The sequence below is a fragment of the Bacillus cereus genome (genome assembly GCF_002567495.1).
Lineage (GTDB): Bacteria > Bacillota > Bacilli > Bacillales > Bacillaceae_G > Bacillus_A > Bacillus_A cereus_AQ.
Map to the genome: position 1 here is coordinate 14,432 of NZ_NVAP01000005.1, position 15,891 is coordinate 30,322.

Consider the following 15,891-nt stretch of genomic DNA (forward strand, 5'->3'; position numbering starts at 1 on the left):
ATTGATAAGGATTATCATTGTCAACATGAAACGCATACATTTTTCTACAAAAAACAAAAAGCGCGACAAAAAGATTCTTTCTTTTCGCCTCGCTCTAGTTAACAATATTATTCACATTCATTTTCCTCTAACTGGTCACGCATCACTTTCACACGCTGAAAGAAAAAGAATGATAAACTTAAAAATATAACGATGCTCCCCATCATAACAAAAAATTGGATTGTCTCTTTTGCTCCATCCGGAATCAACAAGCCAACCATTAACAATGTACTTACAGCGAGAAGAATTTGTCCGAACCTAGTATAATCTTCTATTTTCCCTTGTAATTCTTTCATTATATTCTCACTCCTCCATTTCACTTTATCATATTCTATGAAACTGAAAGACCAGTAAATACAGGCATTCTGGGAGATGTTTTCCAACAAAAAAAGAGCCGCTTTACTGCGGCTCTTTTGTAATCATTATTCACCCTTATATGCTTCCATATAAATTTCTTTCAGCTCTGAAATAAGCGGTAACTTTGGATTAGCAGTTGTACATTGATCTTCAAAAGCTCTTTCTGCTAATACTCCAACAATCTCTTCAAATTGCTCTTTATCTACTCCTTGCCCTGCAATACTCATATTAATATTTAAGCTTTTTCCAAGCTCAATAATTGCTTTGACGAGTGATTCCACACCTTCTGCTACTGAGCTTGCTGGAAGCCCAAGCATTCTCGCAATATGTGCATAGCGTTCATCTGCTACAAAGTGCTCATATTTTGGGAACAATGCGTGTTTTCTTGGCTTAATAGCATTATAGCGGACTACGTGCGGCATAAGAATTGCATTTGCACGTCCGTGTGGTATATGGAATTCTGGACCAATTTTATGTGCTAAGCTGTGATTAATACCTAGAAAAGCATTTGCAAATGCCATCCCTGCAATTGCAGAAGCGTTATGCATTTTTTCCCGTGCTTCTTCATCATTTCCATCTTTATATGCTCTCGGTAAATATTTGAATACGAGATCAATAGCTTTTAATGCTAATCCATCTGTATAGTCATTTGCCATAACAGACACATACGCCTCAATTGCATGTGTTAAAACATCCATACCAGTATCTGCTGTTACATGTGGTGGTACTGTCATTACAAATTGCGGATCAACAATTGCTACATCTGGTGTTAATTCATAATCTGCGAGCGGATACTTTATATTATTTTTCTTATCTGTAATAACCGCAAATGGTGTCACTTCTGATCCTGTTCCTGATGTTGTTGGAATCGCAACAAACTGCGCCTTTTTTCCTAATTCCGGATATTTACATGTACGTTTTCTTATATCTAAAAACTTCTGTTTAATGCCATAGAATGTCGTTTCTGGATGCTCATAGAATAACCACATTCCTTTTGCTGCATCCATAGCTGAACCGCCACCAAGTGCGATAATTACATCTGGCTGAAAGCTTCTCATCATTTCCGCACCTTTAAAGACAGTTTCATCTGATGGATCTGGTTCGACCTCAAAGAAAACTTCAATTTTCACATCATTTGCATGCTTGTTTAAATAGTGCGTGACTGTATCGACATAGCCATGTTCAACCATTCCAGGATCCGTTACAATAAATGCACGTGAAATGTTAGGCATATTTGCTAAATACGCTGTAGCATGTTTTTCAAAATAAATTTTTGGTGGCAATTTGAACCACTGCATATTCTTTTTTCTATTTGCCAGCCTTTTTATATTTAATAAATGAGTCGCTGTTACATTTTGGGAAACTGAATTCTTTCCGTAAGAACCACAACCAAGTGTAAGTGATGGAATAAATCCGTTATATATATCCCCTATTCCACCTTGTGATGAAGGTGCATTTACAATGAGACGGCAAGCTTTCATACGTAATCCAAATTGCTTTTGCACTTCTGTATTTGTAGAATGAATAACTGCTGAATGTCCTAAACCACCGAGGTTCAACATTTCTTCGCAATATGTAAATCCTTTTTCTAATGAATTCGCCTTCACACAAGCTAATACTGGGCTCAGTTTCTCACGAGATAACGGATATGCTGCTCCGATACCTTGAATTTCAGCTACAAGCATTTTTGTATGTTCAGGAACAGTAATCCCAACTAATTCGGCAATATACTGTGCTGATTTCCCTACAATATCACTATTTACTGCACATGTATTTTCATTTATAACGAGCTTTTCTAATTTTTTTCTTTCTTCTTCTGTTACAAAGTAACAATTGTTTTCGATCATTTCTGTTTTAACATCATCATAGATTTCTTTATCGACAATGATTGCTTGTTCCGATGCACAAATCATACCGTTATCAAATGTTTTCGATAAAATTAAATCATTAACAGCTCGTTTTACATGTGCTGATTTTTCTATATAACACGGTACATTACCAGGACCTACACCTAGCGCTGGTTTTCCAGTAGAGTAAGCTGATTTCACCATACCAGCGCCTCCAGTTGCTAGAACGAGTGCCACACCATCATGGTTCATTAATTGTTTCGTCGCTTCGACAGACGGTCTCTCAATCCATTGAATACAATGTTTTGGTGCACCAGCTTTCATTGCTGCATCATATACGGTTTTCGCTGCTGCCACAGAACAATTTTGTGCAGAAGGATGAAATGCGAAAATAATTGGATTTCTCGTTTTTATTGCAATTAACGCTTTAAACATTGTTGTCGACGTTGGATTCGTTACTGGCGTTACTCCAGCTACTACACCGACAGGTTCTGCAATTTCTATTATTTCTTCATAAGGATCTTCGTGAATAATTCCTACCGTTTTATCTTGCTTTATACTATGCCAAATATATTCAGTGGCAAAAATATTTTTAATGCATTTGTCTTCATAGACACCACGGCCTGTTTCTTCAACAGCCAATTTTGCAAGTGGCATATGTTGATCAACACCTGCTAATGCCATTTCATGAACAATGTTGTCAATCTGCTCTTGTGTAAAACTTTCTAATGCTTGTAAAGCTTGTTGACCGTTATTTACTAACGTATCAATCATCTCTTTTACCTCTTGCATTTCATTTACAACTTTCTCTTTGACTACCATGTAAATTTCCTCCTATTCTGTTATCACGGTCTTTATAAGTCCCTATAGGTCATAATAAGTCCCGATTAGCGAAAAAAAATAGAGTTACCGTCCTACATGAATCCCATTGTTTGTGAAATATTTCACAAGTTTGCTCGTGAATAACATTTCATGAATTCAATATACATGAAATCATTTCATTTGTGTATGTCTAATTTGTGAAACATTTCACAAATTAGCATAATAAAAATGCACTNNAGTGCATTTTTATTATGCTAGCGCTTGTGCTAAATCTTCAATTAAATCTTCACCATCTTCAATACCGACAGAAATACGAATTAATGTATCTGTAATTCCTAATTCTTTACGGCGATCTGCTGGGATTGATGCATGTGTCATTTGAGATGGGATAGAAATTAAACTTTCTACTGCTCCTAGGCTTTCAGCAAGTGTAAAGTATTGCAGTTTCTCAAGTACTTTATTTAATGTTTCCTCACTATCTACATCAAACGAGATAATAGCACCAAATCCATTTGCTTGTTCTGTTGCTAATTCGTGGTTTTGATGTGATTCAAGACCTGGGTAATATACTTTATTTACTTTTGGATGATTATTTAAGAATTCAGCAATAGCGCGTGAATTCGTTTCATGTTCTTCCATACGAATTCCTAATGTTTTTAAACCGCGAAGTAGTAAGAAGCTATCTTGTGGTCCAAGAATACCTCCTGTTGAGTTTTGTACAAAGTGAAGGTCTTCTGCTAGTTGTGGGCTATTTACCACTACTAGACCTGCAACTACGTCACTATGACCTCCTAAATATTTCGTTGCACTGTGAAGTACAATGTCTGCTCCTAAAGAAATCGGCGACTGCCAATATGGCGTCATGAATGTATTATCAATAATTGTTAATAAATCTTTCTCTTTAGCAAGAGTAGATATTTTCTTAATATCAGTAATTTTTAGTAATGGATTCGTTGGTGTTTCCACATAGATTGCTTTCGTATTTGGACGAATTGCTTCTACAACTTCCTCTAAGTTTGTTGTGTCTACAAATGTATGTTCAATACCGAAGCGGTTTAATACTTTCGTAATAACGCGGTACGTTCCGCCATAAACATCATCTGTTAAAATAACGTGGTCACCTTTTGAGAACAACATAATTGTTGCTGTAATAGCAGCCATTCCAGAACCAAATGCAAATCCAGCATGACCGTTTTCTAATACGGCAATCATTTCTTCTAATGCTGCACGTGTTGGGTTACCTGTACGTGAATATTCATATCCTTGATGCTTACCAACTGCTTCTTGTTTGTACGTACTTGTTTGATAGATCGGTACGTTTACAGATCCAGTTGAAGGTTCTCCTATGCGAATACCATGAATTAACTTTGTCTTTGCTCTCATTTTTTATTCCCATCCTTTGTATATGTCTTTACTTAAATAGCGCTCACTGCTATCAGGAAAAATTGTTACAATATTTGTACCTGGCGCTGCCTTCTCTGCCTCAAGTAAGCTCGCATGAAATGCTGCTCCTGAAGAGCTTCCAACGAGAAGTCCTTCTTTTTGCGCTAATTCTTTCACTCTTAAAAATGCATTTCGATCAGAAATCGTATGAATTTCATCAAAATAAGATGTCTTCAAAAATGGCGGGATAAATTCCAATCCAATTCCTTCTGTCTCATGTGAACCAGCCTTACCACCATTTAAAATAGATCCTTCTGGCTCTACGATAACGGTTTTAATATCTATATTTTTTTCTTTCAAATAAGATGCAGTCCCCATAAACGTACCGCCAGTTCCTGCTCCAGCAACAAATATGTTAATCTCTCCATTCAATGCGTCCCACAGTTCAGGACCTAATGTTTTAAAATATGCACGAGGATTTGCCTCATTTGCAAATTGACTTGGAGAGTATGAATTCGGTATTTCATTTACTAACTCTTTTGCTTTTGCAATTGCACCGGTCATTCCTTGCTCAGTCGGTGTATGCACGACCGTTGCACCTAGCGCTTTCATTAATTCTTGTTTTTCAATACTAAATTTCTCTGGTACACAAACAATAACGCGCAAATCATGTTCTAACGCTGCAAGTGCCAGTCCAATACCAGTATTCCCAGCAGTCGGTTCAATAATTGTTCCACCCTGGGTAACAAGCCCTTTTTCTAGTGCATCTTCGATTAATTCTCTTCCTAAACGATCCTTAACGCTTCCGCCTGGGTTATAAAATTCAAGCTTTGCAAATAAACGGACCCCTTCTGGAAGTGAAAAACGAGTAATTTCTACAATTGGTGTATGACCAATTAACTCATGAACTCCACGATATACATTCATCGTGTTCTCCCCCTTATTTGCCAATAAAGAAAAGGCAACTGTATGTATTTTCTTTATATGAGACAGTTGCCTTTTTGTTACATTACTTTAACTCTTCTAGCACTTTTACAATAAAGTTTGTAGAATGAAGAGCTGCTTGATCTAAAAACTGATCAAATGAAACATTTGATTCTTTACCAGCAATATCAGAAAGTGCGCGAATAATAACAAACGGAACTTCATATTGGTGGCATACTTGTGCAACAGCTGCTGCTTCCATTTCTACTGCATAAAGATTTTCAAATTTATCACGGATGGCTGCAACGCGGTTCGGATCACTCATAAATGAATCGCCTGTTGCAATCATGCCTTTTACAACTTGAATATTTTCTTCAGCTTGCATACATTTCTCAGCTAATGCAACTAACGCCTCATCAGCTTTAAATCCAGGCGGCATTCCTGGTACTTGACCATATTCATAGTTAAATGCTGTTACATCTACGTCATGGTGACGAACTTCAGTTGAAATAACTACATCCCCAACATTTAGAGAATGATGGAAACCACCAGCTGAACCAGTATTAATTACTTTTTCAGGCTTATATTTTTCTAATAAAATTGTCGTTGACATCGCTGCATTTACTTTACCAATACCAGACTTTAACAAGATTACTTCATGTCCTGCTAATAGTCCTTTCGTAAATTCACAACCTGCAACCGTTTCTGTTTCTGCTTGTTCTAATTTATCACGTAAAATACGTACTTCTTCTTCCATTGCTCCAATTACAGCAATTCTCAATCTAATCCCTCTTTCTATTGCTTAGTTGCCTCCATTACCCAAACGAAATGATTTAATCTCGTGAACGTTACATGGAAGCCATTGTTTTCAAAAATAGTCTGCATAACTGGAATACGTGTATAGTATTCCGTTTGCAAATCGTTTGCTAACTGGTGAAAACCTCTTTGTTTTGCTGTTTCAACAGTTTTATCATATGCATCTTGATCTGCAAATATCGTATCAGCAAACACTATTTTACCACCTTTGTTTAGCAATTGACTATACTTCGCAACCGCTACATTTTTTTCATCATCTGTTAAATGATGAAATGCATAGGTGCTTACAATGGTATCAATTGAATTTGGGACTTCAAACGAAAGAAAATCACCTTCTGTAATCGAAAATTCTTTTGGCAATTTCTCTTTTGCAATCATGCGCATTTCACGCGACGGTTCTATACCGTAAACTGTGCGGCCAGCAAGTAATAATTTATTTGTTAAATTACCTGTACCGACACCAAATTCTAATACATTACCAAATGACTTGTTAACTACATCCTCTAGAATGTCCTCATAATGGGCGAAAACTTCTTTATATTGTATATCTTCGCCTTGTACAAATGAGTCGTACGTATGAGCCCACTCATCAAATAAACCATTAAATTCTGTACCCATAAAAATTCCCCTTTTTCTTATCGGTTTTATCAGTATGATATTCCCTCTCGCTAAAAATGTCAATTGAAATGTACATGGTATTTCCTTCTTTTCTTTGTTACACTATAGTTGATTACATAGGAGAGGGGCCGTCTTCATGTCATTTACCTTTGAAATGTTAGAAGATAAAGTAGAATTTTTTGAAGCGGGAGACTTAGCTTCTTTAGAACGAAAAATTAGTGAACAAATCGATAATAATAAAGCACTTATGCTTGAAGTTCATCACATCTCACATCAAATGGTTATGGATCCTGAAAGCAAAAGACCGTATTATAGCGCGGTTGTTCATTTTAAATTGAAAAAATTGCGTTAACTAAAAAAGAGAGGCTCCNNGGAGCCTCTCTTTTTTAGTTTAGAGTTTGAACAAGTACTGGTTTCCAGCCCTCATTATCTACCCAATCAATATTTACGTAATATCTTTTTCCACTTTGCTTATCTTGAACGTCACCATAAGCTTTGCTCTTTCCAGTCTTATCTCGACCAACCCAATGAAGCACTAACTGGTTTTCTGGAACTTCAACAGCAGTAGAAATTGCTTTTATCATTTCATTCCAATTCGCTGTTCCTTTTTTAAATGCCCCATCTGGTGATGTACCTTGCTCTGTTCCTACAGCTTGCCAAGAAGATTTTGTGTAAGCATCTTTTGCCTGGGATACAGTTTTTTCAGCTGGTACTTTCTCATTAGCCTTCGCTTCTTCTTCAGCTTTTTTCTTTTCTTCCTCAGCCTTTAACTTCTCTTCTTCAGCTTTTTGCTTAGCTTCTGCTTGCTCTTGCTCTTTTTCTTTTTTCTTAGCAGATGCTTTATCTTCTGATTTTCCAGCTTTCTCATTCTTTGTTGTTTGTTGAGAGACTTTCTTATCACTAGAAGATGCTTGCTCTTTCGTATTAGGAACGAACAATTGATATGCTACAATAGCTACTAATAGTAACACAATAGCGATTGCAATATTTAAAACACCGTTTTGACGACGTTTTTGTTGTTTCTGTTGGAATCTTGATCCTCCTGCCATTCTCCAAACCTCCATGCAGTTTTTCCTAATTGCTATTGTAACATTAAATCTAGAAAGGTTGAACATTTACAATGATATTTTCGTGAAATGAAAACAATTCACTATAAATTGCAAGATTACTTTTCATTCTCCAATTGATAGATTGCTCCTACCATATCTTTAAAAATAGGTGTAACTTTATTCACTTTGCTATCAGTCTCTAGATCAACAACAACTAAAGCATATCTTGGATTCTCATACGGAAAGTAACCTGCAAACCAGCGATTCACCCTCGTCCCTTTCCCTGTTTGCGCTGTTCCGGATTTTCCAGCGACACTTAGTGGCAACGATCGGAATGCCGTTCCTGTACCTTTCTCCCTTGTTACAACGCCTCTTAATAACTCTTGTAATGTTTTCACTGTTTCATACGAAAGCTGTTTTCCATTTAACGTATGGCTCTCAAATGTAAAAAAATCTGCTCCATTTTTATATACTATTTTTTCAACAGCTTTCACTTCCATCTTTTCTCCATTCCTCGCAATCGTCGCCATCATATTTGCAATTGCTAGAGGTGATATACGTACATCTTTCTGTCCAATCGCTGTTTGCTCTACCGCTTTTTTACTATTTTTATTTTCTTCATTCCCCCAAATAGTAGTGCCTTTCTCTTCTGGCATTTGCTCAAAATGAGGTGCATGAAATACCGAACCTTTCCATCCAACCTTTTCATTTGCTCCTAAAGCTGCTACGTATGTCTCTAGCACCGTCCTATCCTTTTGTAATAGCTCATTACCTAACTCAGAAAACGTCCTGTTACAGCTCCTAGCAAAGCTCTCTTTAAAATTAAGTGTACCCATCATAACTTGTGGGTCGTTTTCACCATATAAATCTTTATTACAGTTAAATGTCCGATTAAACAAATTTACTTTTTGATCAATGACTGCCGCTGCAACTACTGTTTTAAAAACAGAGCCTGGAAAATGTGGCGTTAACATTTGATTTTCAAGTGTAGTCTTATATAAATTCTTGTCCCTTACTTGTAAAGACGGTTTACTGACCATCGCTAATATTTCATTTGTCTTTACATCGAGTAATACTAATCCCCCTTTCTTTATTTCGTTTGCTTCAATCACTTCTTCTGCTTTTTGCTGCAACCCTTTATGTAAAGTAGTTTGAATCCTAACTGGATAAAATGGATTTCCTGGTGAAGTATATTTCGCTTGTTTTCCGAAAATTGGTTCTCCTTGCCGATCTACTTGATACAATACTTTTGCCTCTCCATCAGTCAATAGAAATTCATCAAATGATTGCTGTAATCCTGAAATACCTATCGGCGTTTGTTTTGAAATTTTTTTCACTTCTCCATATCGATTTTGAAATTCTCTTTCGTTCTCCCCTACATTACCAATTAAATGATTTATCTCTCCATTTTGTTTTAATCGCACTTCAGCTGCTACAATACCTAATACATGTAATTGATTTACCTTCTCCATCTGCTCTCGTGTCACTCGAAATGGAACAGTTTCCCTTTGCAGTATAAATGCATTTTTTTTATTTTCCATTTGGCTTCTAATCTCTTGTCTCGACACACCAATGATATGCGCGATTTTCTCTAACATGTCATTTTTTATTTGTAAGAATGGAAAAATAATTAAAACAGGATACTTTTCCTCACCTATTTCTTTACCATTCCGATCTATAAACTGTCCCCGTCCATCGTCTACTGTAATGGATTGTGTACGTTGCGTAACACTTTTTTCAATTAAATTTATTTTGCGATCAGTAAATGATTCTGTATCTATAATTTGGATTTGAATTAAACGACAAAGCAATAAAAACATAACGCCCATAAAACAAATTAAAACAATTGTAATTCTCCGTTTTATTTTCATAAAAAAAACACCTCGTCTATTCTAGTTTGGACGGAGTGTTTCATCTTTTATACAAATAAAAAATCACTCGTTTTTACACGAGTGATTTTTTTATTATTTTACAGAGACAATCTCTACTTGCATTTCTCCGCCTGGTGTTTGGATTGTTACTTTCTCACCAATTTGCTTACCTAATAAGCTTTTTGCGATTGGAGAATCGTTAGAAATTCTTCCTTCAAATGGGTCAGCTTCCGCGCTACCTACGATTGTATACGCTTCTTCATCTCCGTTTGGTAATTCTTTAAATGTTACTGTTTTACCTAATGTAACAACAGTAGATACTTCGCCATTATCTTTAATGATAACTGCGTTACGAATCATATTTTCTAATTGTGTAATACGTCCTTCTACGAACGCTTGCTCATCTTTTGCTGCATCGTACTCAGAGTTCTCAGAAAGGTCCCCGAAGCTACGTGCGATTTTAATACGTTCTACTACTTCTTTACGTCTTACTGTTTTTAATTGCTCAAGTTCGTTCTCTAGTTTTTGCTTACCCTCTTGTGTCATAGGGTATGTTTTTTCTGTTGACATATTTTCCACTCCTTTTATATACCAATCCCCCGAAAAAAAGAGGAGTTCCATATGAAAACTCCTCCGCTTCCATTGTTAGCGGAGGTTTCTAGTACCCTTGCACTAGCGGAGTTGTCACATACAACCCCGTATTTCCAATTCTTCTTTATATAAAGAAGATATGTATGGAAAGTTGATATAAATATGCCCTCACCTATATATAGATGAGGTTGCATGTTTCATTGTATTCGATAGGAAGGGAAAAAATCCCTTCCTATCGTATATCTTTTACTATGCTATTACAAATTTACTTTTTGTTCAAGAATTGTTGCAATTTTTGTCACCATAATATCAATTGCAACATGGTTTTGTCCACCTTCAGGGATAATAATATCCGCAAATTTCTTAGAAGGCTCAATAAATTGATTGTGCATTGGACGTACAACAGTTACGTACTGATCAATAACTGAATCCATCGTACGACCGCGCTCTTTAATATCACGCTGCATGCGGCGTAAAATGCGAAGATCTGCATCTGTATCAACGAATAACTTAATGTCCATCAACTCACAAAGACGTGGGTCTTCTAAAATAAGAATTCCTTCTAAAATGATTACATCTTTCGGCTCAACTGGAATAATTTCTTCTGAACGCGTATGCAATGTATAGTCATATACAGGCTTATCAATTTGCTCATATGCAAGCAACTGCTGCAAATGTTCAATTAACAGATCATTATCAAACGCAAGCGGATGATCATAATTTGTTTTTAAACGCTCTTCCATCGGTAAATGGCTTTGATCTTTGTAATAATAATCTTGCTCCAAGATTAAAATGGAATGACCTTTAAAATGGTCAAAAATCGCTTTCGTTACACTTGTTTTTCCTGATCCTGAACCACCAGCGATTCCAATTACAACAGGCTTATTCGTCCCCATTCGACTACCACTCTTTCTTATTGAAGTATGTTTTTGCGCATCATATTATTCACATACACTGGTTGATCCACTTTGAATTTCACGATTTGCAACGGATGTCTCGCTGCATCTAATTCGTTTCCATCCTCATCCCAAATTTTCTCCACCGTCTGCGTAAAGTTTTCTATTTCTGGTCCAAAGAACTCCACTTCATGTCCTGGTTTGAAATGATTACGTTGCTCAAGCGTTACGATGCCCGTTTCTTCATTATAATCTAACACTAAACCAGCAAAATCATACGTTGTTTTCTTACTATGATTTCCAAACATTTGCTCTTGATGTCCTGGAACCCCTTCAAAGAATGCAGGAGCTGTATCACGATTTGCACATTTATCAAGCTCATCTAACCATTCTTGTTTAAACTCAAAGTTATCCGGATCCGCACAATACGCATCAATTACTTTACGATATACAGTTGCTACAGTCGCTACGTAATGGATAGATTTCATACGTCCTTCAACTTTTAAGCTGTCAATTCCAATTTCAATCATTTTTGGAATTGACAAGATTAAATTTAAATCTTTTGGACTCATCGCAAAGTGAGCATCTTCTTCTTGGAATAAAGGAAGCTCTTTTGCATCTTTATGTTGTGATACCGTTTGAACTAAGTCATAGTCCCAGCGACAAGATTGACAACAACCACCACGGTTAGAGTCACGCGCTGTCATATGGTTACTTAATGTACATCTTCCTGAATATGCGATACACATTGCACCATGGACGAATGCTTCAATTTCAATATCCACTTTGTCTTTAATTTCTTTCATTTCTTCATAGCTTGCTTCACGAGCTAATACAAGACGATGTAAACCTTCTTCTTTCCAATACTGTGCTGCTTTCCAGTTGGATAGCGATTGTTGTGTACTTAAATGCACCTCAACAGAAGGCGCTACACGTTTACACGTCTCAATAATAAGCGGATCGGCAACGATAATTCCCGTTACGCCAGCTTTTTCAATCCCTTTTAAATATTCCTCTAGCCCGTCCATATTTTCATTATGTGCGAAAATATTTGTTGTTACATATATTTTCGCTCCATATTTCTTTGCAAATTCAACGCCTTCTGCCATATCTTCCAGCGTAAAGTTACCTGCATTCGAACGAAGACCAAATTCTTGTCCACCTAAATATACAGCATCTGCCCCATAATGGATAGCTACTTTTAATTTTTCTAAGTTACCCGCAGGGATTAACAGTTCAGGTTTCTTCACAATAACGCGCTTGCCATCGATCACTCGTGAAATTTCTTGTACAGTCATTTCCTACACCCTCCTCGTTTAGTAAACCGTTTCTTTAAAGAAGAATCCTGTGTCTAACGGACGATTTACTGGTTGCATTTCTTCTATTTCTTTATATAGAGCATCTTTCACGTCATAATACGCATCACGATCTTCCACACATAAATCAATCGCTTGACGATATTTCTTCGTTACTTCAATAATGTATTCAGAGCTTTTTAGTACACCATCGATTTTTAAGCTGTCAACTTCAGCTTCGATTAGTTCCTCTAATTCATCGATGAAACAAATATCGTTCGGACTCATAATATGAGTACCATTTTCATCTTCATAGATTGGATATTTATTGTTACGCTCTGGGTCATATAAGAACATATTCTCTTCATACTTTTTCTTTTCAATGTCAAGATTACGTCCTTGATACTCAAAGTAGTTTCCTACTAATGAACGCTTCGATTGGAACATACAAGTCATACCGTGAATTTGTACTTCTAGTTCCACTTCAGCATTTTCTTTTAAATCAACAATTTCATCTAAGCTAAGCTCACGAGCTAATACAGCACGCTTCGCTCCTCGTTGTCCCCAGTAATTACAAGTGAACCAGTTCGTTGCTGTCGTTTCTGTATTCCAGTGCAACTGCATATTTGACGCTACTTCACGAACAGCCATTAATACCGCTGGATCGCCAAAAACAATTGCATCTACATTCACTTCGTTTAAAAATGAAACGTAATCTGTTAATTCTTCTACTTTATCGTTGTGGAACATAGCGTTCATTGCTACGTATACTTTCACACCATTTTCATGTGCGATCTTCACAGCTTGCTTCACATCTTCACGTGAAAACTCCCCCGCTAAACGCAAACCAAACTTTTGCTCACCGATCATTACTGCATCTGCCCCTGCTTTCGCAAGAGGTTCGATATCCGCCACCGCTCTTGGCGTTACTAACAATTCAGGTTTCTTCATACCTTGGTCACCCTCTCTTTTTACTAACAGCTACTCCATCACCAATTGGGAAAATCGTTGTATCATATCCTTCATGGTTCATAAGCCACTCATTGTACGTCTTAATACGACGGATTAAACCACGTGTACGTCTGTTTTCAATTTTCTCTTTTGTCGTTACAAGACCATGGTACATAACATTATCTGAAATAATTACGCCACCAGGATTTAATAACGGTTCATATAAGTCAAAAAAGCGACGATACTGTCCTTTTGCTGCATCAATAAAAATAACGTCAAATGTTCCTTGTTCTTTTACTTGTTCACCAGTCTCTAACGCATCACCGTAAATAACTGAAATACGATCTGTTACAGGGGAACGTTCTATATATTCAAGTGCTTTTTCATATCGCTCACGATTGCGCTCAACTGTCACAATACGTGAATTCGGAATAGCTTGCATCATACGAATACTAGAATAACCGATTGCTGTTCCAAGTTCTAAAATGCTTTTCGGTCCAATTAAACGTAAAAATTGCAGCATAAATTCCATTCCAAGTCGATCCATAATCGGCACATGATTTTCTGTTGCATATTCTTCCATTTCAAGAATTAATTTATCTTTCGGATCAATAAATGATAATAGGTACTCGTTAACTGCATCCTCCATAAATGGTCCTCCTTATTTACATGGAGAAGTGCCTCTATGACGTCTTTTCACACATAGAATGCAATAAAAATACAAGCCAGCTTTACCCTTAGCTTGTACGTCCCGTTTTGATATTAAAAACGATTCTTCTGCCAGTTTTTAACCCGATATATTTTACCACAAAAAAGAGGGATGTGCGACCTTTTTCGCTATCCCTCCCCATTTCACTGTTTTTTCGTAATGTATTTTTGCTTTAGTGCATTATGCTCTTCTAACGTTTTCGCATAGTATACTTCACCACTTGGTGCAGCTAAGAAATAATAATAATCTGTTTGCGCAGGTTCTAACGCAGCTTCCACTGAATGTTTACCAGAGTTTGCAATCGGCCCTACCGGTAATCCTTTTACAACATACGTATTGTACGGAGAGTTGATCTTTAAATCCTCGTATAATACACGTTGCTTATGCTTTCCAAGTGCATATAATACCGTTGGATCCGTTTGAAGCGGCATACCTTTCGCTAAACGATTATAAAAGACACTAGAGATTTTTTGACGATCTGTGAAACCAGTTGCTTCTTCTTCAATAAGTGAAGATAATGTTAAAAGCTGATGAACATCCCAGTTCTTCGCTTTCATTTTCGCTTCATTTTGAACAATGATTGCATTTGTTTTCTCTAGCATTGGAATTACAATTTCCTCTAGCGTCGTATCTTTCTTATAGAACGAGTACGTCGCAGGATATAAATAACCTTCTAATGGATATTTAATATTGCTATCAAAGATTTTATCCGTTAATAACTTCGGATACTTTTGCTGCATTTTTTGAATAAATGCTTTATCGTTTAATTGACGCGTAACATCATCTTTATTCCACTTTAGTTCTGCCGCAATCGTTTCTGCAATTTCAGTTACTTGCGCCCCTTCTTTGATCGTCACTTTATAAAGAGCTGGACGATGTACGTTGCCAGATGACATTTGTTCGATAACATCTTTAGCATTCATCGAAGGATTTAATAAATATGTACCTGCTTGTAAACTTTTCGATTTAGCCTTTGTATAAAAACTAAAAACTGTACCGTTTTTCACAGCACCTTTTTCTTCTAAAATTTCTCCAATTTTACTTGTAGATGATCCTTTCGGAATTTCTACTTCAATCTCTTTTTTATTCCCGCTATCAACTGGTCCTAATGCGGATGAAATATACGCATAGACTGAACCACAAACTAAAAGCAGTGCAATAATCGAAAATAAAAAGATGCGTCTACGCTTCTTTTTCACTTGATTCTCTATCAAAACTCTTCCTCCTTATTCAATTGTAGACCATATGTATATGTTTCTATACAGCATGATGAAAAGCCACAACAAATTCGCCTATCTTTTTTAGTATCCATTTTATTTTTCTACAATCCGTCTCATTATACTACAAAGACTTACACGGTTTCGACAAAAAATCTTTCATTTTACATATAAATACAAAAAAAGATGGACTGTATGTCGTCCATCTTTTCAGTACTTATTATTCTGCTTCTTGCTCATCAGCTAGAGTGTTGAACATTTCTTGTACCATTTCCCACTCTTCTTCAGATTCGATTGGAAGTAAACTTCCGCCCTCTTCTTCATTTTGCTCATAAGCCATTGCATCATAAATTGGGTCTCCATCTTCGTCTACTTCACCGATTGGAGAGAAGACTACATATGATTTTTTGCCAAATTTTTCAGCATCAAAAGTGAAAATAATTTCACATAAATGTTCGTTACCTTTTTCGTCTACAATTGTAATTTGATTTTCTTCCATTTTGGTC

Annotated in this window: 16 protein-coding genes; 1 reads left to right on the plus strand and 15 read right to left on the minus strand. The window is 36.5% G+C overall.

The window, feature by feature from the left end; all coding sequences use genetic code 11:
• Positions 1-107 precede the first annotated feature (107 nt).
• The 6 genes from COK05_RS01810 to COK05_RS01835 all read right to left on the minus strand — a co-directional run bounded on the left by COK05_RS01810 (position 108) and on the right by COK05_RS01835 (position 6,806).
• Positions 108-335: a YrhC family protein gene (locus COK05_RS01810; RefSeq protein ID WP_000661454.1), complete on the minus strand. Its 228-nt coding sequence runs from the start codon at positions 333-335 to the stop codon at positions 108-110.
• 126 nt (positions 336-461) lie between these two features.
• On the minus strand, positions 462-3,065 hold the full coding sequence (gene adhE, locus COK05_RS01815; protein WP_098611242.1) for a bifunctional acetaldehyde-CoA/alcohol dehydrogenase: 2,604 nt from the start codon (positions 3,063-3,065) through the stop codon (positions 462-464).
• 249 nt (positions 3,066-3,314) lie between these two features.
• Positions 3,315-4,448 (minus strand): bifunctional cystathionine gamma-lyase/homocysteine desulfhydrase, encoded by a 1,134-nt coding sequence (locus COK05_RS01820; protein ID WP_001201921.1) that lies wholly within the window; start codon positions 4,446-4,448, stop codon positions 3,315-3,317.
• A gap of 3 nt (positions 4,449-4,451) precedes the next feature.
• Complete coding sequence (locus tag COK05_RS01825) at positions 4,452-5,375, minus strand: O-acetylserine dependent cystathionine beta-synthase (RefSeq protein WP_098611243.1); 924 nt, start codon at positions 5,373-5,375, stop codon at positions 4,452-4,454.
• 82 nt (positions 5,376-5,457) lie between these two features.
• Positions 5,458-6,153 carry a 5'-methylthioadenosine/S-adenosylhomocysteine nucleosidase gene (gene mtnN, locus COK05_RS01830; protein WP_001217025.1) on the minus strand — a complete coding sequence of 232 codons (696 nt, stop codon included), beginning with the start codon at positions 6,151-6,153 and terminating at the stop codon, positions 5,458-5,460.
• Positions 6,154-6,167: 14 nt separating this feature from the next.
• Positions 6,168-6,806, minus strand: coding sequence for a class I SAM-dependent DNA methyltransferase (locus tag COK05_RS01835; protein ID WP_000536323.1), 639 nt, complete (start codon positions 6,804-6,806; stop codon positions 6,168-6,170).
• 136 nt (positions 6,807-6,942) lie between these two features.
• On the opposite strand from COK05_RS01835, the gene COK05_RS01840 reads away from it, so the two are divergent.
• Positions 6,943-7,158 (plus strand): YrzA family protein, encoded by a 216-nt coding sequence (locus COK05_RS01840; RefSeq protein WP_000010984.1) that lies wholly within the window; start codon positions 6,943-6,945, stop codon positions 7,156-7,158.
• 34 nt (positions 7,159-7,192) lie between these two features.
• On the opposite strand, the gene COK05_RS01845 is transcribed toward COK05_RS01840, so the two are convergent.
• The 9 genes from COK05_RS01845 to COK05_RS01885 all read right to left on the minus strand — a co-directional run bounded on the left by COK05_RS01845 (position 7,193) and on the right by COK05_RS01885 (position 15,884).
• Positions 7,193-7,855: a YrrS family protein gene (locus tag COK05_RS01845; protein ID WP_098611244.1), complete on the minus strand. Its 663-nt coding sequence runs from the start codon at positions 7,853-7,855 to the stop codon at positions 7,193-7,195.
• A gap of 116 nt (positions 7,856-7,971) precedes the next feature.
• A complete protein-coding gene (locus COK05_RS01850; protein WP_098611245.1) occupies positions 7,972-9,726 on the minus strand; it encodes a peptidoglycan D,D-transpeptidase FtsI family protein in 1,755 nt (584 codons plus the stop codon).
• A gap of 93 nt (positions 9,727-9,819) precedes the next feature.
• Positions 9,820-10,296, minus strand: coding sequence for a transcription elongation factor GreA (gene greA, locus COK05_RS01855; RefSeq protein ID WP_014894880.1), 477 nt, complete (start codon positions 10,294-10,296; stop codon positions 9,820-9,822).
• A 278-nt stretch (positions 10,297-10,574) separates the two neighbouring features.
• Positions 10,575-11,213, minus strand: coding sequence for a uridine kinase (udk, locus tag COK05_RS01860; RefSeq protein ID WP_000537080.1), 639 nt, complete (start codon positions 11,211-11,213; stop codon positions 10,575-10,577).
• Positions 11,214-11,230: 17 nt separating this feature from the next.
• On the minus strand, positions 11,231-12,511 hold the full coding sequence (locus COK05_RS01865) for a peptidase U32 family protein (RefSeq protein ID WP_000217960.1): 1,281 nt from the start codon (positions 12,509-12,511) through the stop codon (positions 11,231-11,233).
• Positions 12,512-12,529: 18 nt separating this feature from the next.
• Positions 12,530-13,459, minus strand: coding sequence for a peptidase U32 family protein (locus COK05_RS01870; RefSeq protein WP_098611246.1), 930 nt, complete (start codon positions 13,457-13,459; stop codon positions 12,530-12,532).
• Positions 13,460-13,466: 7 nt separating this feature from the next.
• On the minus strand, positions 13,467-14,108 hold the full coding sequence (locus tag COK05_RS01875) for an O-methyltransferase (protein ID WP_098611247.1): 642 nt from the start codon (positions 14,106-14,108) through the stop codon (positions 13,467-13,469).
• 203 nt (positions 14,109-14,311) lie between these two features.
• Positions 14,312-15,382 carry an endolytic transglycosylase MltG gene (gene mltG, locus COK05_RS01880; protein ID WP_098611248.1) on the minus strand — a complete coding sequence of 357 codons (1,071 nt, stop codon included), beginning with the start codon at positions 15,380-15,382 and terminating at the stop codon, positions 14,312-14,314.
• A gap of 223 nt (positions 15,383-15,605) precedes the next feature.
• The gene (locus COK05_RS01885; protein ID WP_000392245.1) at positions 15,606-15,884 is read right to left on the minus strand and encodes a DUF1292 domain-containing protein; all 279 of its coding nucleotides are present in this window, start codon (positions 15,882-15,884) and stop codon (positions 15,606-15,608) included.
• Between the last annotated feature and the right edge of the window lie 7 nt (positions 15,885-15,891).